The following is a 24,695-nucleotide window of genomic DNA, read 5'->3' on the forward strand; positions in this document are numbered from 1 at the left end:
TTCACGACGCTGCGCGAGGCAACGTATCAGGGGCTGGGGCAGACTGGCGAACGACAGCCGTCAGCAGCATTAACATCACCGTACTGATCGCCGCCGGCACGGCAATAATGAAAAATAGCGTATCGAATGAGAAATTCATCGCCATCATCACGCCGCCGGCAAGCGAGCCGACAATCGCGCCGCAGCGGCCAATGGCATTGGACCAGCTGACGCCGGTCGCCCGGCTTTGCGTCGGATAGAGCGTGGCGGTCAAGGCATTCAGCCCAACCTGCGAACCGCTGATGCCGATGCCGGTGCCGAAGATCGCCAGCGCCATCGGCCATAGGCCGTTCTCGCTCAGGCCAATCATGGCGATACAGACGGCGCCTAAGGCGTAGCTCACCGCCAAGACCCGGAAGGGATTGTATTTGTCCATCAACGCGCCCAGCCCCAGCGCCCCCACCGTGCCCCCCATCTGGAAAGCGGCGGTCACCCAGGAGGCATGCTGCAGATCAATACCGCGGTGGTTAAGCAGCGTCGGCAACCAACTGGAGAGCAGGTAGATGATCAGCATGCTCATAAAAAAAACCGCCCAGAGCATGAGGGTGATACGCAACTGGCGGCCGGCAAACAGCGGGCTGATGCTGCCTTTGGCCGCCGTGGCGGCTTCGCTCAGATAAAAATGGGTTTCTTCATCGCACTCTCGGGTGATGGCGCTGACCGTTTTGGCAATCACCTTGTGCGGCAGTTGGCGGCGAACCTGCCAGCGCGGGGATTCCGGCAGGGCAAACAGCAGCACCACAAAGAGCATCAGCGGCAAAACGCCACCGAGCACCAAAATGCCGTGCCACCCCATCACCGGCACCAGTTGGGCGCTGACGATCCCGCCCAGGGCTGAACCGAGCGTGAAACCGCAGAACATCAGCGTGACCAGCGCGCCACGGCGGCGAGCGGGCAGATATTCAGAGGTCATCGTGATGGTGTTCGGCATCGCGCCCCCCAATCCCAGGCCGGTGAGAAAACGCAAAACGACCAGCGTTGACAGATCGGGTGAGAAGGCCGAAATCAGGCTCAGCGCGCCAAACAGCGCCACGCAAAGCTCGATGACACGCTTGCGGCCAAAGCGATCAGCAAGCGGGCCGCAAAGCAGTGCACCCGCTGTCAATCCCAGCAGCCCCGCGCCAAACAGCGGCGCCAGTTCACCGGCGGTCAGTTGCCACTGGGCGCGGATGTCGGGTGCGATGAAACCAATGGCGGCGGTGTCAAAACCATCCAGCATCACCACCAAAAAGCAGCAGATGATAACGCGCCACTGTGTCTTACCGATGGGAGCAGCATCGATCAGAGCTTGTAAATCACGCCATTGAGTCATAGTGAGCGCCTCGGTGCGGGTAGGAAGATGTCTGTCTTGTTTTAGGTATGTTACGAATTTGTATCCTTAGCGATAAAATGTACAATGGCTTTTCAGGCGGAGACATAACCGGAGGGTTATAGCAAATGGCGAACTGGGCGCAGAAAATGAAACTTCACCATCTGCAAATGTTGGTGGCGTTGGGCGAGCAGGGAAATCTGACCCACGTTGCCCGGATGATGAACATCTCCCAACCCGCTCTGTCAAAATGGTTGTCACAGCTCGAAGATGAGATTGGGATCACGCTGTTTGAGCGGCATAGCAAAGGGCTGCGCCCCTCCGAGGGGGGGAAATTGCTGCTTCAGCATGCGCAGCGTTTGATCAATGATCTGGAGCGTTCGCAGTCTGAAATCGCCCGCTTTAAGCAAGGCGGGCTGGTGGGAAGCCTGAAAATCGGCTGTTCGCCGGTCGCCACCGACTGCGTTTCGCAGGCCATATTGAGCCTGCTGCAAGAAATGCCAACGCTGCATCTCAATATTGAGGAAAAGGTGATGACCCCGCTGCTGCACGATCTGCTCGCGGGCGCGGTGGACGTCGTCGTGGGCCGCGTTGGCGGGCGGGCGCTGCAACTGCCGCTTAACTATCAAGTGCTCTACACCGAACCGGTATGCTTTGTTGCCCGCCCTCACCATCCGCTGGCAAAATCCGCCTCCCTCACCTGGCACGATCTCACCCACTGGCGCTGGATTGTCTGGCCGACCGGCACGCCCATCCGCCTCAGCATTGATAATGCGCTGGCGGATAACGGCGTGATGCTGCCCGAAAACACGGTTGAATCGGCATCCATGAACGTCAGTACCAACCTGCTGCAAAGCAGCGATATGATCTCCATTCTTTCCCTACGGCTGGCGCAGCGTTATGCCAGCCAGGGGCAGTTGGCGATCCTGAATCTGCCGAAGATAGAGCAGAAAGGCAGCGTGGGCGTCTTCTGGCGCAACAGTGAACCGCCTTTTGCCGCGCTGAGCCGCTTTTTGCAGCTGCTGACGCAGGCTTAACACCCCTCACCTGCAGCCACAGCAGATTTACGGCTGCGCCTACGCGGAAAGCTTGACGATGGTCGCAGGGATCCCCTGACGCACCGCCGCACCGGTCACCCAATCCAGCCAGGTATTCGGCACTTCGCGCGTCGGATCGGCAAACCCCAGATCGTTGAGGTTGATGCCGGCGGCGATGCGCTCATCCATCGCCAGCGGTTCACCGTCCAGGTAGTGCTGGCTGGCCCCCATCTCCCGGTGGCCGTAGCCGTGTTCCACCGCGATCACGCCGGGCATCACGCCCGCCAGTAAACTGATCTGCGCCTCTCGACTGCCGCCCGGCGTGCTGATGCGCACCCGGTCGCCGTGTTGAATGCCGAAACGCGCCCCGTCCGCCGGATTCAGCGCCACCAGGTTCACCGGCTTCACGTCGTGCAGGCGCCGGATCACCGCGGTAGAGCTGCTCATCACGTTGGATTTGAAGGACATCAGGCGCAGTGGCCACTGCCGCTCAGGGTAGAGCGCTTCCACCGCGCGGCCGTCCGACAAACGCGCCGGATAGCAGGTGGGGCAGCCGCTGAAACGCTCGCCGGTGATCGCATGCCGGTGCTTCGCCACTTCCGCATTCCAGATCTGCAGCGGTTTCTCCCAGCGGTTGCCCACGCTGCCGTCGCGGCGGCCGCTGTCATGATCCGCGAATCGGCCGCCGCGGCTGTAAATAAACGCCACGCGGTCGATTTCATCGGCGCGCAGCGTCTGCGCAAGCTGCGGCAACAAGCGATCGACGCCGCTCAGCGTCAGTTCGTCCGCCCTCGCGGCCGGCACCGGCGCCTTGCCGGCAAACGCCACGTTGGCGGCGGCGCGCAGATAATAATCCTCGGCGCGGTTGAGCGGCAGCAGCCCGCCCTGACCGTCGCCGATAGCGCGATCGCCGAACCCCGGCAGCGCCAGGCGTTTAGCGACGGCGATGCAAAACGCCTCCATGGAAATCGGCTGCCCTTGCGCCGTTTTCGCGGTCGCCGGCGTCACTATCGGCCAGCGCGCGGTAGTGGCCTTGCTGGCGACGCCGCCCCAGGGGGCGCTGAACCCCCAGCTCTCAAAATTATGGGTGTCCGGGACGATATAGTCGGCCAGCGCCGTCGTTTCGTTGATAAACGCATCGATGGCGATAAACAGCGGCAAACGCGCCGGATCTTTCAATCGTTCCTCCGCCACGCTACGCAACCCGGCGATACCGTACAAGGGGTTGGTCATGTTCGAGATCCAGGCTTTCAGCCCGTACGGATACCCCGCCAACGCCGATGTCAGCAGCTCGGTCAGTTGCCCGGCGACGAACGGATACCAGGGCGCCCTGGCCGGCCAGGGGGAAACGCCCGCCGCCACTTTTTCGCGGTACTCGTCGGAGGTTTCATAGGCGGCCTTGCTGCGCGCGATATTCAGGCCCTTCGGTTTTACCAGGCCGGGAAACTCGACCAGGTTATAGCGCGGCCCCTCGGCGAAGCCGTTGAATTTTCCGCCGCCGACGAACACGCCTCCCGCCAGGCTCAGGTTGCCGATCAGCACGTTAAGCATCATCACCGACCAGGTATTGTAAAACCCGTTTGCCGCCATCATCCCGCCATGGGCGATCACCGCCGCCTTGCGCCCGTGGGCGGTAAAAGCCTCGGCCAGCGCCGCGATGCGCGCCACCGGCACGCCGCATTGCCGGCTGTACGCCTCCGGCGACAGCTTGTCGGCGGCCTCTTTCAAACACTGGAAGCCGCTTTTCACCCCCACCTGCGCGCCATCGTGCAGCGTCACCGTACGGCTTACCCACAGCTCGGCGCTGTCGCACGTCTCGGCCGCCACCAGCTCACCCGCGCCGTTGACCACCAGCGGCGACGCCGACCCGGCGCCGTTCAGATCGGCCAGCGTCAAATGCTGCCCCGCGCGCGGATGCTCGTTCTCGGCGATCACCAGATGCGTGGCGTTGGTCCAGCTCTTCTCGCCGGCGCGTTGCATGGCGGCCTCCGACGGGATGGCGAGATAAGCGGCCTGATAACGCCGGTGGTCGAGGATCCAACGGATCATCGCCATCGCCAGCGCCGAGTCGGTGCCCGGCAATATCGGGATCCAATGGCCATGATCGTCCGCCAATGTGGTGGTCAGCGGCAGCGCCGGCGCCACTACCGCATAACGGAACTCGCTGCGCAATCTGGCGCTGGCCAGTTGCCGAGCCTGGCGCTTGAACGGGTTACCGGACTGTGCCGGCGAGGTCCCCATAAACAGCGCGAATTCGACCTGTTCCCAGTCGGGTTTTACGTGCGGATTTTTGTCCAGATCGTTCATCAACGCGCCGGAACCGGCACGGTAGGCCAGCCCGCAGTAAGCGCCGTGCGCGCCGAAGTTTTTGCTGCCGAAACTGTTCTGGGCGAAACGTCGCAGGAAGCCGTCGCGCCCATCGTCACCGGCGTTGGTCACCAGCAGCTGATTGGCTTTCGGCCCCAGCCCCGGCTGTCGGGCATCGATCGGCGTCTCCAGATCGCGGATCGCCCGCAGGCCCTCCACATGCCCCTCGCCGAACAGATCGCCGCCTTCCACCACTTCAGCGATCAACTGCTCAAAGCTGATGCGCTGCCACTTGCCCTCGCCGCGTTTGCCGACGCGCTTCATCGGCTCCAGCACGCGCAGCGGGCTGTAAAGCCCCTCCAGCAACGTGGCACCGCGCGCGCAGGCGGTGGAACGGGCGTCGAGGCCGCTTTCGCCGCCCAGCTGCGCCAACGCGTCCTGCAGCGGCAAGGCCGAGTCGACGTGCCGTTCCTGAGACAGCGGATGATACGGGTTGCCGGCAATGCGCAATACCCGGTCGGTCTGCCTGTCCACCCGCACCCGCACGCCGCATTGCGTCCAGCAGCCGAAACACTGGGTCATCGAGATGGCCTGCTGCGGATTGCCTTGCCACTCCGGCATTGCCCGTCCTTCGGGCGGCAGGGAGTTGCCGTTGATACGATCCAGAGTCACCCGCCCTGAAGTGCCGTGAATCAAGCCGTCGATCGCCCGTTTGGCGACCTCGCGATAGCTCAGGCCAAAAGCGGACAGCCCGCCGAAGGCCAGGCCCACTTTCAACCACTGACGCCGGGTGAGTTTAGCCATGTTGTTTTCTCCGCAGTAAAAACGCCTGTGCTTCACGCACCATGATCATTAACGCCAGCCACAACCCGAAGGTGCCGACGATCGCCAGCAAACCGTCGGTGCCGAGCGGCAGGCTATAAGGGGAGTTAGACGCGTTGTATTTCGGGATGGTTTGTACCTCGATCAACAGCGTCCAGCGCATCAGCCAGCTCAGCCCCAGTGCGCCGGCCACCAGCAGCGGCGCGCCGCCGCGCGGCAAGCGCCGATAGCCGATCCAGGCGGCGCAGGCCAGCGTCAGCCCCCACAGCGCAATCCATCCCGCGGCATACCGGCGCGCCATCGCCTGCGTCTGCAGCCAGTGGCGTACCGCCGCGCCGGATAACGTATCGCCGCATCCCCACAGCAGGATCGCCCCGCCAAGCAGCAGCAACGTCAGCAGCATCCCGCGCGCCAGCGGCGCTTGCAGATCGGGCCGTTCGCGTAATGTCAGCAGCAGCAAAGCCAAGAGCGCCTGCAGCGCGCTGAGGAACATCACGATCGGAAATCCGTAGCTGAACCAGATTGGGCGGGCGCGCACGATGGAAACCTCTCGCCCGGTGTACAACAGCAGGCCGATAGCCACCAGCGCGCAGGCGGGCGCTATCCCACGCAGCAGCGCAACCGGTCTGCCCGTCAGCCGCGTAAATTCAATCGCGATAAACCACAGGCCGATCAGCAGGGTAAACAGCGGCAAGAACAGCGCGCCCCACGGCATCCACGACCAGGGCGTCGGGTAGGCGTAGAAATGCCAAAAGCGAGCGGTTTGATGCAGGTCGGCGGTCAACGCCAGCGGCGCGGTGATGGCGCACGTCAGCCCGATAAACAGCGCCGCACGCTCCAGGCGTGCGGCGTTGTCCCCACCGCGCCAGCGCCACACGCAGGCCAGCAGCGCGGCGCAGGCGGCGATGCCGATAAAGAAGAAATATTGCACGGCCCACGGCAGCCAGCTCACCGCCTGCGGCTGGCTCAGCACTTCTGCGATCATCAGTTGGCGGCTCATCGTCCCTCCCCCCATAAGGCGACCTGCGCCCGCCCCGGCAGCGGCGTGACAAAGGCGTCATCCAGCCCCAGATAAAACACGTGGGGCGCGGTTTGGTTCTCCGGCTTGAGGACGTTGATCTCGGCCTCGTGGCGCCGCAGCAGCTTGCTCAGCGTGCTGTGCGGATCGCGCATATCGCCGATGATCCGCGCCCCACCCACGCACGACTCCACGCACGCCGGCAGCAATCCCGCTTCCAGCCGGTGCGCGCAGAAGGTGCATTTGTCCGCCGTTTGGGTGGCGTGATTGATAAAACGGGCATCGTACGGGCAGGCCTGCACGCAATAGGCGCAACCCACGCAGCGTTTGTTGTCGACCACCACGATCCCGTCCTCGCGCTGGAAGGTGGCCTGTACCGGGCATACCGGCACGCAGGGCGGGGTGTCGCAGTGGTTGCACAGCCTGGGCAGCAGCACGTTGGTCGCGACGGATTCGCCTTCGAGGCTGACCTGGTACTGGTTTACCGTGGTGCGGAACTCACCGTGCGGCGTCTGGTTTTCAATGGCGCAGCTCACGGTACAAGCCTGGCACCCTACGCAGCGCCGCAGATCGATCAGCATCGCGTAACGGCGGCTCGCATCCCCCTCGCGCCGCGTCGGCGCTAACGTCAGCCCGGCCTCCGCCACGGGGATCAGCGAAGCCCCCGCCGTCAACACGCCCAGCCTCTGTAAAAACTGCCGTTTACCGAAATCCATGCGCCTCTCCCACGTCCTGGGCATCACCCCGATCACGCTATTGATGCCCGTTAGATGAATAAACAATGTCGATGATTTACAGTGTAAAAATGACATTGGGCTCAGCTCTATTGTGGTTAACCACATACCGAACCTAACGTTGATCTAAAACAAGTGACGGCAGGCAGATTGCCCATCAGGAGGGGCTGTGAGGGTCGTGTTATTACTGCTGTTCAGTCTCGGCTGGGGTATGGCGGCACAGGCGGGAGAGTGGTCGGTCGGCGTGCTGGCGATGCGCGGCGATGCGGCGACCGCGCGTGACTGGCAGCCGCTGATCGACAGTCTCAACGGCAGCGTCGGCGGTGAACGCTTCCGCCTGCAGCCGCTCGATCTGGCGCAGATGCGCGAAGCGGTCAATCGGGGCAGCGTGCAGTTCGTGGTCACTAATCCGGCGCAGTTCGTGCAGTTGAACAGCCACTATCATCTGCGCTGGCTGGCGTCGTTGCGCGCCGCCAACGGCGATCGGGCAACGGGCAACATCATCGGCAGCGTGATTTTGGTGCGGCGCGACAGCGGCATTACGACGCCGCAGGCGCTGATGGGCAAAACGGTGGGCGCCATCGATCCGCAGGCCTTCGGCGGCTATCTGACCGGTTATAAGGCGCTCAGCGACGCCGGCATACGGCCCGAGCGCGATTTTCACCTGCGCTTTACCGGTTTCCCTGCCGATGCCCTGCTCTATCTGCTGCGCGAGCGCGCCATTCAGGCCGCCATCGTTCCCGTCTGTCTGCTGGAGAAAATGGATCGGGAAGGCCTGATCAACCCGGCGGATTTTCGCCCGCTGTTGCAACGGCCCATATCGGTTCCCTGCGTCACCAGCACGCCGCTTTACCCCAACTGGTCGTTCGCCGCCCTGCCCGGTCTGGATAACTCTCTGGTGGATGCGGTGGCAAAAGCCTTGCTGACCGCCCCACCGCAATCTCCCTTCCTGTGGGGCGCCCCGGCCTCGACCAGCGAGGTGGAAGCCTTGCTGCGCGCCGTCAACCAACACCCGGAACAGCGGCGGCTGTGGCTGGATATCAAGAGCTGGCTGATCCAGCATCAGACGGCCGTCGGCCTGTCGCTGGCGATGCTGGCGCTGTTGATCGTCAACCATATCTGGATCGCGCTGCTGGTACGCCGGCGCGGGCGGCAGTTGCTTCATGCCGGAGAGCAACTGCGGCGACAGGAGCAGGCGCTGGAGAATGCCAGACAGCTGAACGTATTGGGGGAAATGGCCTCCGGCTTCGCACACGAGCTCAATCAACCGCTGGCGGCTATTCGCCACTATGCGCAGGGGTGCCTGATCCAACTGCGCAAAACGGACGCCAGGCACCCGCTGCTGACGCCGCTGGAAAATATCGACCGGCAGGCGCAGCGCGGCGGCGAGACGATTCATAACCTGCGCCAGTGGGTCCAGTCCCCCAGCGAGAAGGGAGACAGAGCGAGCTGGCGCCCCATCGCGGTGAGCGAAACCGCCGAGCGGGTGTGGACACTGCTGCGCCTGACGCAGCGCTATCCCGACCTGACGTTGTTCAACAATGTGCCACCTTCGCTGACGCTAACCCTGCCGCCGGCGCTGCTGGAACAGCTGCTGGCGAACCTGCTGCTGAATGCGGCGCAGGCCGGGGCCAACGCCGTCTGGCTTTCCGCCGACGAGCGCGAACGGGCGATCGAGTTGCATCTGCAGGACAACGCGGGTGGGATGAGTGCGGCCGGGCTGGAACAGGCTTTTCGTCCCTTCAACACCACCAAAGCCGGCGGCATGGGGCTGGGGTTGGCCATTTGCCGGCGCCTGGCCCGCTATGGCGGCGGCGAGATCCTGCTGGCTAACCGCCTCGCCCCCGACAGCCGCAAGGGGCTGTGCGTAACCCTGCATTTCATATTGAATGATGAGGAAAACCATGTCGCTAATTCATCTGGTGGATGATGACGTCGCCGTCACCGACGCCTGCCATTTTTTGCTGACCAGCCTCGGCCACGACGTGCAATGCTGGAATGACAGCGCCGGCTTTTTGGCGCAGGCCGATCTGTTTCAGACCGGGATCGTCTTGCTGGACATGCGGATGCCGATACTCGATGGGCATCAGGCCTACGCTGAGCTGCGCCGCCGTGGCAGCACGCTGGCGGTGGTGTTCCTGTCCGGCCATGGCGACGTGCCGATGGCGGTGGAGCAGATGAAGTACGGCGCGGTGGATTTCCTGCAAAAACCGATCGCCGCTGAACCGCTGATCGCCGCCCTCGAACGGGCGCAGCAAGTCTCGGCCAAAGCCTGGCGACGCCATGAAACTTGCGGCCGTTACCGCACGCTCACGCCGAAAGAACGCGACATCGCGCAGTTGGTGGTGCGAGGCATGATGAACAGAGAAATGGCGGAACGGTTGAATATCGCCCTGCGCACCGTAGAGGTTCACCGGGCGAAAGTGATGGAGAAAATGCAGGCCGCCAGCCTGGCGGAATTGGTGATTCAGCTGCAGGTTTTACCGCACGCCGCGCAAGAATGATCGCATCAGGCAAAATTCCGCGCGCCCTCTTGCCAACCGGTCTTCCTCAGGCCAGAATACTGTACATTAAATCAGTATTTACAGGTGAGTCATGTTTGTAGAATTGGTGTACGACAAACGCAACGTCGCTGGGCTGCCCAACGCCGCCGAGATTATTCGCAACGAGCTGGAAAAACGCGTGCATGCGCTGTTTCCGGAAGCTGACGTGCGCGTAAAACCGATGCAGGCCAACGGCCTGAACTCCGACGCCAGCAAAAGCGATCGTGAGAAGCTGAACCGAATGTTGGAAGAGATGTTCGAAGAAGCGGATCAGTGGCTGGTCACTGATATTTGACGGGCAGCAACGCTATTGACTCCCACTCAGCGGGAACCTTGCCGGGCAGAACGGGCAGCGTGTTTGCCCGAGCCTCTCGGTGATAATGCCGGCGCCGATGCAATAGGCGGCCAATAACCTACTGCACCGGCATTTTACCTGGCATCCACTTTATTTATGAAACCGCGTTGGTTTCCGATGACACGTCATCGTTTGATACCAGCGCGTCCGGCGGCAACACTTCCACCTCTTCACGCGCCGGCATGGCGAGGCGCAGATCGATCCAGCGCCCTTCAGGAATATCCATCGCTTCGCCGGCCACGACCGTCGCGGTATCGATGTCAAAACGGCGTTTGCTGATTTTCACCGTAATAACGCCGTCGCTGTCGGTGGCGGTTTCTACAAAGCACAGGCGGTTGCCGTTCACGTCCTGCGGTACTTCGATGGTCCAGCCCTCCTTTGCCAACCCCAACGAACCACTCAACTGATAAACGCCGGTGGAGATTCGCTCTGCGCTCACCCCTGTCGCCTCACCGTTAACGGCGACACAGCCGGCCAGCGCAAAGCAGCCGTCCAGATAGTCAGCCTGCATATGCTCGGGCGCCGCGGACAATCTCGCGATCGGCGAGGCTTTCTTGATAAAACCGTTGCCGTCAACCGTGGTGTTGGCTTCCGACCACATCCAAACCCAGGGGGTAAACGCGGTGCCATTCCAGCTGCGCACGGCAATTTTTCCCGTCTGCGTAGCACTCACGCCATAGCCGTAACAGGTTTGCACCGTTCGATAGCTGTCGTCGGTTCCCGCCTGCGTCACCGCCCATGAGCGCGTATCGAGGAAATATGTGCCAACGTCTTTGAAGGGGTTGCCAATGGGATCCGTGCTCACATAACCACGCCGGCTTTGCATTTGCGCATTGAAGTTTCCTTTGGAAGCTGCTGACACGCCTTTCGTTAATCCCCAATATTTCAAGTCTGAAATGTCGGCCACCCCTGGGAGATCTGTCGTGCTGAATAATCGAGACCAAGAAATGGTTGAAGCGGCTGCGGGGGTTGAACTACCGACCCAAGCTTTCCGTTCAACCGATGTTGCAAAATACGCACTCGACGGCCCACCATCAACGGGTAAAACCATTACGCCGCCTGCCGCGCCGCCAGGCCTGTTGGCTGTAGCAGTGGTATAGCGGCGAAGGCTTGACTTATTATCTGTAGAAAAAATATCAGCCGTATGAACTGGGCCAGATGCAAAACCTGCGGCGATAACGACTTTGCTATTTTCGGCTGCATTCTGCTCGCTGACTTTTGCCGCTGCTGCTGATGCTGCTGATTTGTCAGCGGACAAAGCAGCCTCTGCACGCAGTCGATCGACAGTTTGCACAATCTCCGGCGTGATATTGCTTTCCCCTGGCCGACGCAGGAAATCATTGAGCGTGCCGGGCAGCGAATCGTTATAAACCTCAATAGCCCCCACCCGCTCCGGTTGCGCGCCATACACCGAAATGATGACCTCGTAAGCGCCCGGCTCCACGGGTAGGGAATATTTACCGCTATCATCCGTCACTGATTGTGATTTAGCCAAGCTCAGAACCGTTGACGAGGTTCTGACTGCGCGCAGGGTAATGGTTACGCCGGAGCGAGGATCGCCGTAAGGGCCTTTTAATACGCCGCTGATTAATGTCATTGTACTTTCTCCATAAGTTCTTTGATTAATTCATCCTGGCGATCGATTCTATCCAGAGCCTGATTCAATGCGGCCAGGGCCACATATCCCAGCGTTGAATAATCGACGGATTTTACTTTTTCGATATTTCTACCATCTTTTAATGTGATAGATCCGCCATCACTAATTAATAACGGCATCGTCTTTTCAATTTCCTGAGCAATTCCACCTATCTGTGGCTTGCCATCACGATTGAAAGAATAAAGCTTCAAGCCTCGAACAAGGGAAATAGGATCATTAATAACTTCAATGTCAGTTTTGATTCGACGATCGGACCCGGTCACCCAACTTCCTGTCATGTTATTAATGTTCCCGCTAGCCAACCAGCGAGCCTCATGCCAATTCCCGGCATAGTCCTGATATGAAATATACCCATAGTCTTCAATGCCAATCTCGCGACGTAACGCCATGACCATCGCGGTTTTCAAACCGTTTTGCTTCAGCGTTGATAGAAAAGTCCCTCCTGTGACTTGCCCAGCCATGGCAGTCGATGTGCGATGACAGATGACTGAGGGGGATTCATTATTTCCCCCATCAGCAATGAGTCCTTTAGGAGAAAAAATTGTATCATCAAATGTCGTTGACTTACGGAAGCGTGAATATCCCCCCACGTCAAGGTTTGCCGTTTGCCCTGTCACCAAAGAACCCTGTAAAGACAGTGAACCTTTAATTTCCTGGGCAGCGCTAATCGTCTTGTCTAACTTATTATTGAGTGAAGCTGAAATATTATTCCAAGCCTGGCCGCTATAGATGCTGCCATCCGGCAACTTAACGGTAATATTTCCGGTATTGCTGAAGACCTGCTGCCAGTTCTCTTTATCGAGGTTCAGCCCACGCAGGGCTTTGGCCGTCTCAGCGGCCAGTTGGGCGGTGATAGCATTCATCGCATCGCGCGGTACGGCATACCATGCCGCGCCCGACTGTGTTGGGCCGTCATAGGCTTTAATCAAAGTCGCCTGAGTGGCGCTATCAACGGTTTTCACCGGTAGCGTATAGGTAACGCCGCCGACCACGCTCACGATGAGATCACCGGCTTTCAGCTCGGTATTAAAGGCCGTTCCGGTACCTTTTACTATTGTGGAATTATTTGTTAGGGTGAGAGTGCCTGCTGGCATAAATATCCTCCTGAATTAGCCTGATAAAAACCTCGTTACGGAGATGATGGTTACTCCAGCCCAAAGGCTGTATATTGCGGAGTGGCAAAGATGTTCACAATAAAAGTCGTTGAGTGCGATTGTCCTTGGTCAAGCTCTCCTGAGGCAAGCTGCCAAAAGGCAGTCGAAGACTTTCCAATTAATGTATCGATATAAACGATGGATACTGAAGGTTGCCCGCTACCAGAACTGGAACTAACGGAAACCTCTGGCATATAGCCTCCGCCGGTTGTGTTTTGCCTAACCCCGCCATAACCGTGAGGATAGCCTCGTCCACTTCTTTTAATTTGAATCTGTCCAAAGACACGAACGGGAATAACATTATTACCACCAAAGCGTAATAACCGACTCGCATTAGTATTATGACCCGTCCAGCTTAACATCGAGCCATCCATGATCGCGCCCTCGATATTAGCAGCGGAAAGTTTTCCCTCAATGGAGCAACTCTCAAGGATCCGGCAATTGCCAATCACGCCATTTTTAAACTCACCAGTGTCGGCATATATCGCTCCACGGGCGCTAATGTTATTGAATTGTGCCCCGCCATCTTTATTTATCGCCCAGCCACGCTGCCCACTTACCCAATTAGAAGACTGGATATGCTGTGCGATCTTTGCGCTATCGATGGTGCCATTGCGAATAAACGCATCGCTAATAAACACCTGCCCATCCACCACGGCAAACGGCGAATACTGATTACTGTTGTTGCCGCTCATCAGCACGAACTGGTTGGCGTTAAAGCCGACGCGGGTGGTGACCGGCCTGCCGTTTTCCGCCAATACCGCGATCGACATGCCGGCGTTATAGAAGGTGCCGTTCACCCGCACGCCCGCTTTCAGCGTATGGATGGCCGTGGCGCCGTCGGCGTCTACCGTCGCCGTCAGTTTGTCTTCAAGCACCGCCGCGACGTCGTCAATCTGCGCCTGCACCTGGGTTTTCATCTCGGCCAGCCCGCGATCGACCTCCGCGATGGTGGTTTTCACCACCATGATATCGGCGCGCACCGTGCCATACTGCGCCCACTGGTGATCCACCGTCGCATTGTTGGCCAGCGCATTCTGCAAGATGGCGTCGATGTTGGTGTCGATATCGCCCACCAGCCGATCGCCATCTTTCGCGGTGAGGAGATCGTCGCCGATGTTCTCGAGATAATCGCCGGCGTCCGCGTTCGCCTGCCCGGCGGTCCAGCCTGTCCAGTCGCCCTGATTGCCGGTGCGGTCTTGCAGCCGCGCGCGGAACCAAAACTCTTGCCCCGCCTTCAACCCGGTCATGGCGTGGGTGTGCAGCGGGTACGGGATATCGGCCAGCAGCATCGCATTATTCCCGGCCGCGTTGTCCGCATACTGAATTTCGGTTTTCAGCGTATCTTCAGCGCCGCCAGGGAACGCCCAGTCGAGCTGGATGCCCCACAGCAAAGGCGATGTCTTGAAGCCGACCGGCATCGGTGGCTTGCCCTCTTTGCCCTTGAGGTAAGTTTCCATCGACGTCGCCCAGATAGACGATACGTCACTGGCGTTGATGGCCCGCACCCGCACCCGATAACGACCGGCGTAAATCCCCGGCACTTCAAAGCCGAGCGCCGAGGTGCGCGGCACCGACACCCAGTTGCCGTTATCTTTGCGCCATTCCGCCTCATAGGCGATGGCATTTTCAACCGCGCCCCAGGCGGCGCGCAGGGTGGTAATGGCGATGCCCTGGCTCACCGAGGAGTAGCTGTCGATGGTGATGTTTTTCGGCGGCGCCTGCACGCCGGGCGGAATGATGGAGATCGGACGATCGTCGATACGCGCGCCGGTATCGATACGGGCGTACTTGTTCGGATCGTGTTCCGCCGCGTTGACGGTATAGGTGTTGTCGCCGTTATCGGCGATACCCACCACGCGGTAAAGCTGCACCGCCAGATCGTCCGCGTCGATGGACCAGGCCGCTTCCGGCGCCGGCGTCTCGCTGTAGGCCGTGGTGACGGTCACTACGCGATCATTCACCGCCTGCACGGTGCGCGCCTGCGCTTTACCTGAAGGCAGGTTAACGATAAGACGATCGCCGGCTTTGGCGCCCGGCTTCCTGTCCAGCGTCAGTTTACGTCCGGCCACGCCGCTGAGGCGCCCGCCAATCACTCGTCCGGCCAGCATCTGGTCCGCCACGCCGACGATATGCCCCGGCATGGGGATCATGCCGTCCAGCCCCACGGAGAAGCTGACCGTACGATCCTTGCTGTTGGTCAATAGCGCCCAGCGGCCGCGGCGGTTCGCTTCGCTCGGCGTGGTGCAGCCGATGGCCGTCAGTTCGGTCTGGTTCACGTCGTAGCGGCGCACCAGATCGCTGTCGAATACCGCCTCTATCGCATCAGCGTAATGGTTGCCCGGATCGGACCAGCTGACCATCGCGGTGCTGTAGCGGGTGCGTTCGCTGGCGGACGAGTAGGTAAACTTGCCGTCGATCACGTTGGCGCGGGTGTAGGTGAAGTCCATATCGCGCGGCATGTCCGCCAGGGCGACCATTTGGTTTTGCCCCCAATAGGTCATGCCGCGGAAGATGCCGGCCAAATCGCTCAGCACCGTCCAGGCCTCTTCCCGCGACTGCAAATAAACGTTGCAGGTGAAGCGCGGCTCCATGCCCTCGCCGCCGCGCCCGTCCGGCACCAGCTGATCGCAATACTGCGCGATGCGGTACAGTTCGGACTCGGAGACCTGGGAGGCGTCGATGCGATCGCCCAGGCCAAAGCGCTCGGCCAAAATAATGTCGTAAAACACCCACGCCGGGTTATCGCTGTAGGCCCACTTAAAGCCGCCGCTCCAGATGCCGGTATAGCTGCGCGTTTGCGGATCGTAATTGTCCGGCACGCGGATCAGGCGGCCGCGCGGTTTGCAGCTGATCTTCGGGATGTTGGGGAACTGCTTCGAGTCGAACTCCACGTAAAGCAGCGCAGTGTTGGGATAGCGCAGCTTGGCGTCGATGATTTCGGTCAGCGCCTCGATGTTCATCCGGTCGGCGATCCGGGCGCTGTTGGCGTTAGGCGTCAACCGGCGCACGCGCAGTTGCCATCCCGTGGTGGCCTTCGGCAAATTGATGCGGTGCGAGCGTTCATACAGCGAGGTGGTTTTATCGTCAATCGCCGCCGTTAACACCTCCTGGTAACTGCCGCCGTCGGTCGCCACGTCGATGGCGTACTCGATGCGATAGCCGTTGACGTCACCGTTGTCCGCCTGCTTTTGCAGCATGGGCCACCCCAGGCGCAGTCGAACAGCGGAAAGTTGCAGGTTAGAGACGGAGCGCACCCACGGCGCACCGCTTTTCAGTTCGCTGCCGACCGAGATCTCATTTTCAACGGCGGGAATGCCCTGGATATATTCCTGCGCCTGCGAACCAGGGCGGAACTCCCAGCGGAAACCGGGAAAGTTTTCCGTGCCGTCGCTGCTCAGCACCGGCGTACCGTCAACAAAAATGTTTGTGCCATCCAGCCCGCCGGCAAATTCTCCTTCGCCTAATGCGAACAGCATCTTCGCTCTGGCGATCGACTGAATGCTGTCCGGCGATTCTACCGGCGTGTGGCCGCCACCGCCGCCGCCTTTTCGCCCACGGATCATGTTCTGTGCCATATTTCGCCCATAAAAAAAGCCGCTATTGCGGCTGTCTGTTCAAATGGATGTCGTTATTGCTGGTCTTCGGTATAAATACCTGCGGAGATAATCGCCCCGCCAATTTCACGCGTGCCGTACAGCACGCCGACGGGGTTGCCCTGCGCCGTGGTGTTGACCGGCCCGCCAAAGGCATAGCTCGGTTTATTTTCCGGGCCTTGCCGCATGCGCAGCCCGCCCATTTGCGGGGAGAGCATTTGGAGGATGCCGCCGAGGGCCATTGCGGCACCAGTTAATGCAACCCCACCTGTCAACCCACCAGCACTAAATACTCCCATGCCTACTGGTCCACCAATAAGCATTGCAGCTCCAATTAATGCTACCCCAAGAATAGTTTGAAATAGCCCAGCACGCTTGCTCCCAATAATAACGGGTACAAGATGAATATCGTCTGTTCCTTTGGTTAGCTCAAGCTCAGACTGCCCTATATTTCGCTTTCCGACAAAGATGGCGAAGGTTAATCCTCTTTTATGAGCCTCAAGCATATACCGTTCAAATCCATCTAATAGATTTTTCATAGCATCAATTGCTTTTGGTACATTGTGAGCGCGATAGTCAAATTTAGGCCCAAAGATTTTAACCATAGGGCCGTGAAACCTTACAGTTCTTAGTGGTGCTTCAGAGAAGGACATACAGAGACCCTATAAAAAACCCACCTTCAGGTGGGTTATGTTAAAGACAGTGTTTTATTTTATTCAGCCTATTATTTATGCGATGGCTCATCATCATCCCTTGATATCTATATTCGATTTTTGACTCCCCATTCACATTGAAAACATCCGTAATCTCAATATTAGACGGGGATAATATTGTGTATCCATTACTATATGGCTGAATATAAACATCACCGTATCTAAAGCTACTCTCTTGATATCCAAATAAAATGCATTCAGAAATAGATTTAGCATCCTTTTTTGAGACAAATGATTCTGCCGGAGGTGAGCTGCGCATTTCACTCATTGAAGAGCACCCAGACACAAGGATTGCCGTGATTAATAAAACCTTTTTCATTACCCTTTTCCTTAAGCTGAAAAGTGGAATGATAGCATCACATCAGGGCTTTGTGGCGCAACACCTTCACCGTTCGCTCCTTCCAATAACCGCCGTAAGGCACCCGCTGGCTGAGCATGCCGTACATATGGTGCAGCAACAGGCCATCTGCCAGCAGAATGCCGGCGTGGTTGGCCACCGGCGCCGAAACCTGCATGATCGCCATGTCGCCTGGGTGCGGCGGGCCATCGAACTCGCGAAAGCCGCAGGCATGCCAGTTTTCCAGATAGCGGTTTTCACCCCGCTCCCACCACGGGTAATCAACGCGGTAATCCTGGAGCGTTATGCCGTGCTCCTGGCGGAAATAGCTCATGACCAGCCCCCAACAGTCGGTATGCCCCAACACGAACTGGCGACCCACCAGCGGCAGTTCGCCGCGCGGCAAAATGGTGCGCAAATCCCCCTCCGGCCAGCTGGCTATCGCCCAGGGCAACTCCATCGCGTCGCACTGCGCCTTGTCCAGCTCACTCGGCTGCGTGGTGGCGTCCGGGTGGCTGTGCACAATGAGGGTGATGGTGCCCCATTCGGCGGCGGCCACGTAGTCTTCCGGCGCCAGATGAAACTGCTCGGTGGGGTTGTCCGCCAGGTTGCGACACGGGAAATAGCGCTCCACGCGGGATTTTTGCGCCACCACGCCGCAGCATTCGCGCGGGTACTCGGCCTTGGCGTGCGCCATAATGGCCGCCGCGGTTTTTTCTTTCATACTCGCCCCCTACTGCCGGATTAACGCCGCGCCCGGGAAGCCGCCAAACGGCAGCGGTTCGTGCTCGCCAAAGCGTTTCTGGCAGTCGCTCAACAGCCCGCCGCAGCGATCCTGGCTCGGGTCATCCACCGGGTTGCCCTTGTCGTCAAAGTAACGGCTACCGGCGTAATCGCAGCCCTTGCCGGTGCGATAGCCGCCGCGCGAGCACCAGGTGCACAGGCTGTGGATTTGCCGGGTCGGGATGCGCAATCCCCGCAGGTCAGCCGGACTCGAGAGTTCGAACTCCACCGCTTCGTCGCTTTCTGTCGCCTTGCGATCGATGTAGAACACCTGCAGCTTTTCCTGCAGCGGATCGGCCGAAGAGTTCCCTTGCGGGAAGTTGCGGGCGTCAAGGTAGTGCACCAGCGTGTCGTGGATCCGCACCTTGGCCTGCGCCATGTCCTCAAACTGCAGGCAGAGCGCGCTGATCAGGCCGTTGATATTTGCGACCGACAGCTTGGGCGCGTTGCCCTGGCTGTCGGCGGAAATCTCCAGCCCTTCAACGCTAAACGGCCACGGGCCGTACTCCAGCCCCTGCCACCAGACCGATTTCGCCGGCAGTTTGCTTTCATCACCGCCGGCGGCGGCCAGCTCTTGCGGCGTAAACGGCAGGGTATCGCAATGAAAGCGCAGAATATCGGCGCCAAACCGGGTGCCATCCACCTCAATCAGGCGGATGCGGTTGCCCGGCTCCAGCTTTTGCAAATCTGAATTCAGCATCATCTCCCCCGGTTAAACGTGAAAGGCCTCGGTAAACGTGGCCGTCAATGAATAGTTATCCCCGCCCATGGCGACCGGCTTATAGCCCTCGCAGCGGTAAAGGCCGGGAACCTGCGTCGGTGGCGTCCATTGAAAGGACTTCACCCCGTGATGGTTTTCCAGAAAGACGATGATCGGCGTGATGTAGTCATACTTGCCGACAAAGGTCAGATCCCAGGAGCGCACGATCGGGTTAATGCCGTCGCCGGAGACCTGCGCATAGCCGTCGCCGAACTGCGCCTTTCTGACGCGAAAGCGCGTATCGCCGGCGGCGTTGACGCGCGCCGGAAATTCAAATGTCTGAATGCCCATTACATCCCCTTGATTGCTTTCCAAATCGGCTGGCCCGGCATCAGGTTACGGTTGATCACCTTCTGGCTTTCCTGCGCGGCGATATTGCCCATCCGTTTACCGAACTCGCCCCATCCCGGATCGGCCTGCGAACTGACGTTGCCGCCGTTCTCGATGGTGATGTAGACAGTCGGCGCCGCCGAAGGCTGCGGGCCGCCGCCGATCGCCCGCACGCCGAGCGAACCGTCCGCGCCGCGTTTGAGCGGCATGATGGCCTCCGGCCCGGCTTCGCCCATCAAGCCGGCGCCTCTGGCGAACGCGAACAACGTGGGATTGCTGACGATCTGGCCGCTGAATGCGCTCAGCGAAGGCGAGGCGTATACGCCGCCCTTGGCGTTGGGGACATAGCCTTGCCAACCGGTCGGCATGCCCATCGCGCCTGAACCGGCCGCGCCCGCGCCGGCGCTTGCCGCCCCGCCCAGCAAACCGCCGCCGATGTTCATAAAGGTAGAGAGAAAGGTTCTGGTTAACAGCGCCTGCATCGCCAGATCGATCAGTTGCTGAATGATGGACTGCGTCATGGAGGTCATCAAACCGAGCATGCTTTGCTTAAAGTTTTGCGTCCCGGTCAGCAGATCGAACATCATGCCGGAGGTCCGTTCCCGCGTCATGTCCACCAGCCCCAGCGCCATCTTGTGCACGCGGCTCTGCCCGCCGAACAGACTCAGCGCCTGCTGATACTGAGCGTCCGACGATTCTTGCGTCGACGCCTGCATCAGCTGTTCATAGCGCTGTTTATCCAGCAAGCCTTGCTGGTAGTAGGCCTGGTATTGCGCCTGCTGCTGCACCAATTGGTTGTTAAGCCGAGCGACAGGGTCCACATCACCGGCAATGTTCATACCCGGCGCGGCGAGCGCGTCGGTTTCGGCCTTCAGCCGCTGGCGCGTCATTTCTTGCTGCTGCATCCGGCTGGCGGTGTGGTACTCGCGCTCGGTCAACAGCCGCCCGTCATACAACGCCTTCAGCGCCTTGCCGACCTCTTGCTCTTTACGCACCGCCGCCTGCCCTGGCGCGTATTGTTCAGCGAGCTGTTGCCGCTGCCGCTGGTACTTCTCGGCGTTCAGCGCCATCGCACGCTGCACATCGGCCTGCCCGGCACCGGCCGCCTTGGCCGCTGACGCCAGCTTGGCCTGTGCGCTTTGTTCATCCTGGGTGATTTTGTCGAGGCTGCTCAGATGCGCCTGCTCGATTTCCTGACGCAGCTGTTGGTACTGATCAAGAGCCTGCTGCTTACCGTTATCGTTTAAAATACGACCGACAGGAGGAGCGCTAGTTTGATGGCTCTTAGGCTTAACAGGTTTGGTCTCAACATGGCTATCATTGCCATTCTGTGCATTAACGGCATTGCTTCGCCTAAGCCGGATCGCTTTCTCGCCCTTAATGACATCTTCCAACTGCGCTTGCAAGGCGTTGCGTTCTTTCTTCACCTCTTTGGGATCAGAATAGAGGAATCCCAACAACCCTTTGCTTCGCCGCTCTAAGCCAGCAATTCGGATATCGCTCCTGCGCGCCAGTTGGTTTTCGATCTTGGCTTTTTCCTCACTGAGCGTCTTTAGCTGATCGTCGAAGGTATCAATTTTGACGGCGAGCTTTGCCTTGGAGAGCTTGCTGAGATCTTCGGCCGTCTCGACCGCCGCATCTTTCAATGCCAAAGCCGATTGACGGGCCAATTGGTTTTGCTCATGGAAGTACAGCATCGCCAATCCCGCCTGGATGGCGACACCGATCGGGCCGCCAAGCACACCCAGCGCGACGTTGGCGACGCGAGACGCCGCGCCGACGCCCGATGTCGCCTGAGCCGCCCCGCGCGCCGCCGCCGCCTGATCGCGCCAGGCCGCCGCGCTGTCATTCAGGCCACCGGCCAGTTTCAGCATCTCCTCCGCCCGGCTGCCACCTTCGCCGGAAGCGCTGCTCGCCTGGCGGGCCGCGTCGTCCAACTGTTTCATCTGCGCCGTCGCGGCGACGGTGATGGACGCGAGTTCGGTGAGCGCCTGTCCATACTGGCGCGAGGTGGCGGCGAGGCCCTGCAGCGACAATTCAACGCCGGCCAGCCCCGCCAGTTTCCCCGCCAGGCCGCCAAGCGTGCCACCGATGCGTTGATACGACTCGTCGGTCTTCTTCGCGTCCTGCTGAGCCTGGCGGTTAAATTTGGCGGATTGTTCCCCGGCGGTACGGTAAGCCGCCGTCAGTTTGTTTTTAAAGTTGGTGTCATTCAGTTGCAACCCGACGACCAACTGTGCGGTATCAGCCATTTCCCAGCACTCGCATAACGTCAGCACACTGCATATCAATACTGCTTTGCGCGGGCTGACCGGATTGATGAACGGGGGCACTTTCCGCCGCATCGGCCGTCATGCCTTGCAGTTTGAAATATGCCCGCCAGTGATTCAGGATGTGCGCCGGCATCGCGGCGATCTTGCGAGGATCCGACTCACCCCAGCGATCGGCCAGTTGGAACACCAACATCAGCCAGGGCGAGTCAGTCAGTTTTTTTCCGCTTCCTCCAGGCTGCCGACCGCATGCCGCTTGACGGCGCCGATGGCTTCGACCAGCGTCGGGTTGTCGTGCGCCGCCAGCAGATCGTCTACGCTCGGCAAGGCGCCGGCCGGGATGCGTTTGCCGTCCGGCGTCATCAGGCAAGACAGCAGAAGCTGCACGTTGAGCTGCGCGGCTTTGTTCATGTCACCGCTGTCGATGGCGGCCTTCATGCCGTCTTCGTTTTCCTGCAGTTCCGCGGCTTTCAGGCGACGGATAAAGGCTTTGGCGCCAAAGATCTGCGTTTCAATCACGTGATCGTCGGATTTCAGCAGCGCCGCTTTCAGCGCTTTCAGATCGTATTTCTCACTCATCGGTTTTTCCTTGTTCAATTCGGTTTACTCTGTAATAAGCAGGTTGCCGCAGGCCACATGGCCCGCGGCGGAAGCGTTCGCCTTCAGGCGTTAACCCGCGGCGAACCGCCAATGGGTCACACTTTCGGGGTGACCGAGCCCCAGGTGTTACTGTTTTGCTTGCCCTGGACGGTAATCTGAATGACTTCGCTCGCCGGGGCGGTGATCTCATTCATTTTCCAGCCGGACAGCGACAGGATGGAGGTGGAGGTGCGGCCATTTGGCAGCTCGACGTAGAACTGCACCGTTTCGCGCTTGTCCGCCGCATTCAGCAGCGCCGCGAAATCGGCGTTGGACGGATCGTCGATGAAACCGATGGACTTCTCCGCGCCTTCCGGCAGGTCGGAAATAAACTGCTTGGCGGTATCCAGCAGCGTGGTGCAATCGACAAAACCGCCGGTTTGCCCCATTTCACCTACCGCTTTACAGTTGGTCAGCGCCTTCATGGCCGTCGGCGCAGCCCCAACGGTGCCCCATTTGACGATAGTGCCGGCAGGCAGCATGGCGTATTCTGGCGAGGTTTTATCAGCCATAGTTTTTCTCTCTCTTTTTTGATGAAGGATGGTAGCGGTCGCTACCGGTTTTCGATGCCATAGCGGACCTTAGCCGCCAGGATGCGTAACACTTGGTGCTTATGGTGATCCAGCGCAGGGCGAATAAACGGGGCGGCGGCTTGCGTTGCCGTGCCGTACTCCTGCGCCAGAGCTCTGTGGTAATGCTGTTTACTGGGGCCGACACGCAACGTCACCGCGTTCCATCCGGTAACGGCCGGGCGTATCGCGATGCCGGCGCTCAGCGAGGGTTCGCTGTTTGACGCCCCCCGCTCGGCACACTGCCGCATCGTGCTAAGTAGCGGCGCCAGCGCGGCGTGGCCGGCCTCCGGCAGAATGTGACTGGCGACCTCGCGCCGAATCGCTTCCAAGCGGCGAGTCAATTCCGCCATGCCGGAAACGTTTATGGCGATCACGCCGCCACCTCGGAATGGGTAATGAGGTAATCACGCGCCATCCGATACTGAACGCGGTTATCCGCCAAGGGCGTGGCGCTCTGCAAAAGGGTGCTGCGCGTAACCGCCTGTACCGGCCATTCGCCGATATGGCCATGCCGCCCCCCCTCCCAGGCGTTCAAAACCGCCTTATCCAGAGCGATCAGCCGGGAGTAATCGTCGATCACGTACAGCACGATCTGAAAACGGCTCTGCACCAGCGAACTGTCAACCAGACCGGTGTTCACTTTCAGATCGCTGATCTTCTGATAGGTCACGCCTTCTTGCTGAGGATCCGGCAAGATCAGCGGATGAACCGCCAGATGGGTTAGCGCGGCCAGCGAGCGTTGGATTTCATCTTCAATCATTTGGGCAAGGTCTCCGTCGTTTTGAGGGGGAATCGTTTTACAGACGCATTCAGGCATCAGGTAAGGAACAGCGCGCGTTCCGCCGCACGCCGGGCAACCAGCCCATCGAGCCGCACACCGCCCGCATTCACCCATCGGCCGAACTGGTCGGCCGCCCCCTGCCGATCGCCGGCGTTCAGCCGGCGCAGCAGCGTCGAGTTCTCCAGCGCGCGCAGGCCCAGGTTATAGGCGAAGCTCACCAGCGCATCGAACTGCCCCTGCGTGATCGTCACCGCCACCAGCCGTTCGACGCCCCGTTCGAATTGGGCGACACCGCACACCAGCAAACGCTCGGCCGTTGCGACATCGATCGCCATGCCGGCCCCAACTTTTCGTCCCGCTACCGGTTGAGTCCACCCGTAGCCGATGGTCCAAACGCCGACCGAGTCCTGATAAGCCTGCAAACGCAGGCCTTCGAAACGCTTAATCAGCGCCATGCCATCGTCACTTATCTTCATTGGTTTCCTCCTGACGCTTTATTGAGAAATCGGCGTTCCAATGCCTTGATCAGCGATGCTCCCGACCACCCCGCCATGCCGCATACGCCGCCCATCACCTCCGAAGGCCAGTCGTAATGCAGCGCAATCATCACCATGGTCAAGCCGGCGAAAATAGAGACAAACAGCTGCAAAAACAGCGTCCTCCAGCTAAAGGTTTCGCCGTTCAAAACCTTGAAGGAATAGCTGGCGATCGCCCCCAGCAGCGTCATGCCGAAAGCAAGCAGCATTGAAAGGATGTTTGGTTCATTTTTCCAAGGCATAATCATCATCCTCCCCTTACCGGGGCATAGCCCGATCGTCGGGAGTCATGGAAAAGAGCGGCTAAATGCGGCGCCCCTCTCCGTCATTCCTGTTCCATTTAAATAAGCGGCCATTTACACTGTCGAAAATGGCTTATCCGTTCTGCTCAACCTGAGCAGAT

24 protein-coding genes are annotated in these 24,695 nt (G+C 59.7%); 4 read left to right on the forward strand and 20 right to left on the reverse strand.

The window, feature by feature from the left end:
• Window position 1 precedes the first annotated feature (1 nt).
• A complete protein-coding gene (gene mhbT, locus J0F90_RS16445) occupies window positions 2-1,351 on the reverse strand; it encodes a 3-hydroxybenzoate transporter MhbT (RefSeq protein WP_033639827.1) in 1,350 nt (449 codons plus the stop codon).
• 125 nt (window positions 1,352-1,476) lie between these two features.
• Between mhbT and J0F90_RS16450 the strand changes: the two genes are divergently transcribed.
• Entirely contained in the window at window positions 1,477-2,385 is a 909-nt protein-coding gene (locus J0F90_RS16450) for a LysR family transcriptional regulator (RefSeq protein ID WP_033639826.1), read from the forward strand.
• Between the two features lie 39 nt (window positions 2,386-2,424).
• Here J0F90_RS16450 and ttrA read toward each other — a convergent pair whose 3' ends face one another.
• Genes ttrA through ttrB form a run of 3 tightly spaced genes read right to left on the reverse strand, consistent with a single transcriptional unit; the run spans window position 2,425 to window position 7,248 of the window.
• Window positions 2,425-5,496: a tetrathionate reductase subunit TtrA gene (gene ttrA / locus J0F90_RS16455; RefSeq protein WP_033639825.1), complete on the reverse strand. Its 3,072-nt coding sequence runs from the start codon at window positions 5,494-5,496 to the stop codon at window positions 2,425-2,427.
• Entirely contained in the window at window positions 5,489-6,514 is a 1,026-nt protein-coding gene (gene ttrC / locus J0F90_RS16460) for a tetrathionate reductase subunit TtrC (RefSeq protein WP_033639824.1), read from the reverse strand. The genes ttrA and ttrC overlap by 8 nt, the downstream gene beginning before the upstream one ends.
• Window positions 6,511-7,248 (reverse strand): tetrathionate reductase subunit TtrB, encoded by a 738-nt coding sequence (ttrB, locus tag J0F90_RS16465; RefSeq protein ID WP_033639823.1) that lies wholly within the window; start codon window positions 7,246-7,248, stop codon window positions 6,511-6,513. Before ttrB ends, ttrC begins: the two co-directional genes overlap by 4 nt.
• A gap of 229 nt (window positions 7,249-7,477) precedes the next feature.
• Between ttrB and ttrS the strand changes: the two genes are divergently transcribed.
• The 3 genes from ttrS to J0F90_RS16480 all read left to right on the forward strand — a co-directional run bounded on the left by ttrS (window position 7,478) and on the right by J0F90_RS16480 (window position 10,104).
• Window positions 7,478-9,196 carry a tetrathionate respiration histidine kinase TtrS gene (ttrS, locus tag J0F90_RS16470; protein WP_042706584.1) on the forward strand — a complete coding sequence of 573 codons (1,719 nt, stop codon included), beginning with the start codon at window positions 7,478-7,480 and terminating at the stop codon, window positions 9,194-9,196.
• Complete coding sequence (gene ttrR / locus J0F90_RS16475) at window positions 9,171-9,770, forward strand: tetrathionate respiration response regulator TtrR (protein ID WP_016926956.1); 600 nt, start codon at window positions 9,171-9,173, stop codon at window positions 9,768-9,770. The genes ttrS and ttrR overlap by 26 nt, the downstream gene beginning before the upstream one ends.
• Before the next feature lie 91 nt (window positions 9,771-9,861).
• Window positions 9,862-10,104 carry a DinI family protein gene (locus J0F90_RS16480; protein WP_004935803.1) on the forward strand — a complete coding sequence of 81 codons (243 nt, stop codon included), beginning with the start codon at window positions 9,862-9,864 and terminating at the stop codon, window positions 10,102-10,104.
• A gap of 154 nt (window positions 10,105-10,258) precedes the next feature.
• On the opposite strand, the gene J0F90_RS16485 is transcribed toward J0F90_RS16480, so the two are convergent.
• The 16 genes from J0F90_RS16485 to J0F90_RS16560 all read right to left on the reverse strand — a co-directional run bounded on the left by J0F90_RS16485 (window position 10,259) and on the right by J0F90_RS16560 (window position 24,540).
• Window positions 10,259-11,761 carry a phage tail fiber protein gene (locus tag J0F90_RS16485; protein WP_072009658.1) on the reverse strand — a complete coding sequence of 501 codons (1,503 nt, stop codon included), beginning with the start codon at window positions 11,759-11,761 and terminating at the stop codon, window positions 10,259-10,261.
• Window positions 11,758-12,915 carry a tail fiber domain-containing protein gene (locus J0F90_RS16490; RefSeq protein ID WP_033639821.1) on the reverse strand — a complete coding sequence of 386 codons (1,158 nt, stop codon included), beginning with the start codon at window positions 12,913-12,915 and terminating at the stop codon, window positions 11,758-11,760. Before J0F90_RS16490 ends, J0F90_RS16485 begins: the two co-directional genes overlap by 4 nt.
• A 50-nt stretch (window positions 12,916-12,965) precedes the next feature.
• Window positions 12,966-16,553: a TipJ family phage tail tip protein gene (locus J0F90_RS16495; RefSeq protein ID WP_033639820.1), complete on the reverse strand. Its 3,588-nt coding sequence runs from the start codon at window positions 16,551-16,553 to the stop codon at window positions 12,966-12,968.
• A gap of 53 nt (window positions 16,554-16,606) precedes the next feature.
• A complete protein-coding gene (locus J0F90_RS16500) occupies window positions 16,607-17,224 on the reverse strand; it encodes a tail assembly protein (RefSeq protein WP_033639818.1) in 618 nt (205 codons plus the stop codon).
• Window positions 17,225-17,264: 40 nt separating this feature from the next.
• Window positions 17,265-17,603 (reverse strand): hypothetical protein, encoded by a 339-nt coding sequence (locus tag J0F90_RS16505; protein WP_072009657.1) that lies wholly within the window; start codon window positions 17,601-17,603, stop codon window positions 17,265-17,267.
• A 37-nt stretch (window positions 17,604-17,640) separates the two neighbouring features.
• Window positions 17,641-18,345 (reverse strand): C40 family peptidase, encoded by a 705-nt coding sequence (locus tag J0F90_RS16510; RefSeq protein WP_033639817.1) that lies wholly within the window; start codon window positions 18,343-18,345, stop codon window positions 17,641-17,643.
• 9 nt (window positions 18,346-18,354) lie between these two features.
• The gene (locus tag J0F90_RS16515) at window positions 18,355-19,107 is read right to left on the reverse strand and encodes a phage minor tail protein L (protein WP_033639816.1); all 753 of its coding nucleotides are present in this window, start codon (window positions 19,105-19,107) and stop codon (window positions 18,355-18,357) included.
• 9 nt (window positions 19,108-19,116) lie between these two features.
• Window positions 19,117-19,455: a phage tail protein gene (locus tag J0F90_RS16520; protein WP_033639815.1), complete on the reverse strand. Its 339-nt coding sequence runs from the start codon at window positions 19,453-19,455 to the stop codon at window positions 19,117-19,119.
• On the reverse strand, window positions 19,455-21,746 hold the full coding sequence (locus J0F90_RS16525) for a phage tail tape measure protein (RefSeq protein ID WP_033639814.1): 2,292 nt from the start codon (window positions 21,744-21,746) through the stop codon (window positions 19,455-19,457). The genes J0F90_RS16520 and J0F90_RS16525 overlap by 1 nt, the downstream gene beginning before the upstream one ends.
• Complete coding sequence (locus J0F90_RS16530; RefSeq protein ID WP_004935830.1) at window positions 21,739-21,960, reverse strand: hypothetical protein; 222 nt, start codon at window positions 21,958-21,960, stop codon at window positions 21,739-21,741. The genes J0F90_RS16525 and J0F90_RS16530 overlap by 8 nt, the downstream gene beginning before the upstream one ends.
• A gap of 17 nt (window positions 21,961-21,977) precedes the next feature.
• Window positions 21,978-22,343: a phage tail protein gene (locus J0F90_RS16535; RefSeq protein WP_016926947.1), complete on the reverse strand. Its 366-nt coding sequence runs from the start codon at window positions 22,341-22,343 to the stop codon at window positions 21,978-21,980.
• A 116-nt stretch (window positions 22,344-22,459) separates the two neighbouring features.
• A complete protein-coding gene (locus J0F90_RS16540; RefSeq protein ID WP_016926946.1) occupies window positions 22,460-22,915 on the reverse strand; it encodes a major tail shaft subunit in 456 nt (151 codons plus the stop codon).
• Window positions 22,916-22,956: 41 nt separating this feature from the next.
• Entirely contained in the window at window positions 22,957-23,349 is a 393-nt protein-coding gene (locus J0F90_RS16545; protein WP_033639813.1) for an HK97-gp10 family putative phage morphogenesis protein, read from the reverse strand.
• Window positions 23,346-23,735, reverse strand: coding sequence for a hypothetical protein (locus J0F90_RS16550; RefSeq protein WP_033639812.1), 390 nt, complete (start codon window positions 23,733-23,735; stop codon window positions 23,346-23,348). The genes J0F90_RS16545 and J0F90_RS16550 overlap by 4 nt, the downstream gene beginning before the upstream one ends.
• A 56-nt stretch (window positions 23,736-23,791) precedes the next feature.
• A complete protein-coding gene (locus tag J0F90_RS16555; RefSeq protein ID WP_016926943.1) occupies window positions 23,792-24,232 on the reverse strand; it encodes a lysozyme in 441 nt (146 codons plus the stop codon).
• Window positions 24,229-24,540 (reverse strand): phage holin family protein, encoded by a 312-nt coding sequence (locus tag J0F90_RS16560; protein ID WP_028127738.1) that lies wholly within the window; start codon window positions 24,538-24,540, stop codon window positions 24,229-24,231. The genes J0F90_RS16555 and J0F90_RS16560 overlap by 4 nt, the downstream gene beginning before the upstream one ends.
• Window positions 24,541-24,695: the final 155 nt, after the last annotated feature.

The sequence above is a fragment of the Serratia marcescens subsp. marcescens ATCC 13880 genome (assembly GCF_017299535.1).
In the GTDB taxonomy this organism is placed as follows: Bacteria; Pseudomonadota; Gammaproteobacteria; order Enterobacterales; family Enterobacteriaceae; genus Serratia; species Serratia marcescens.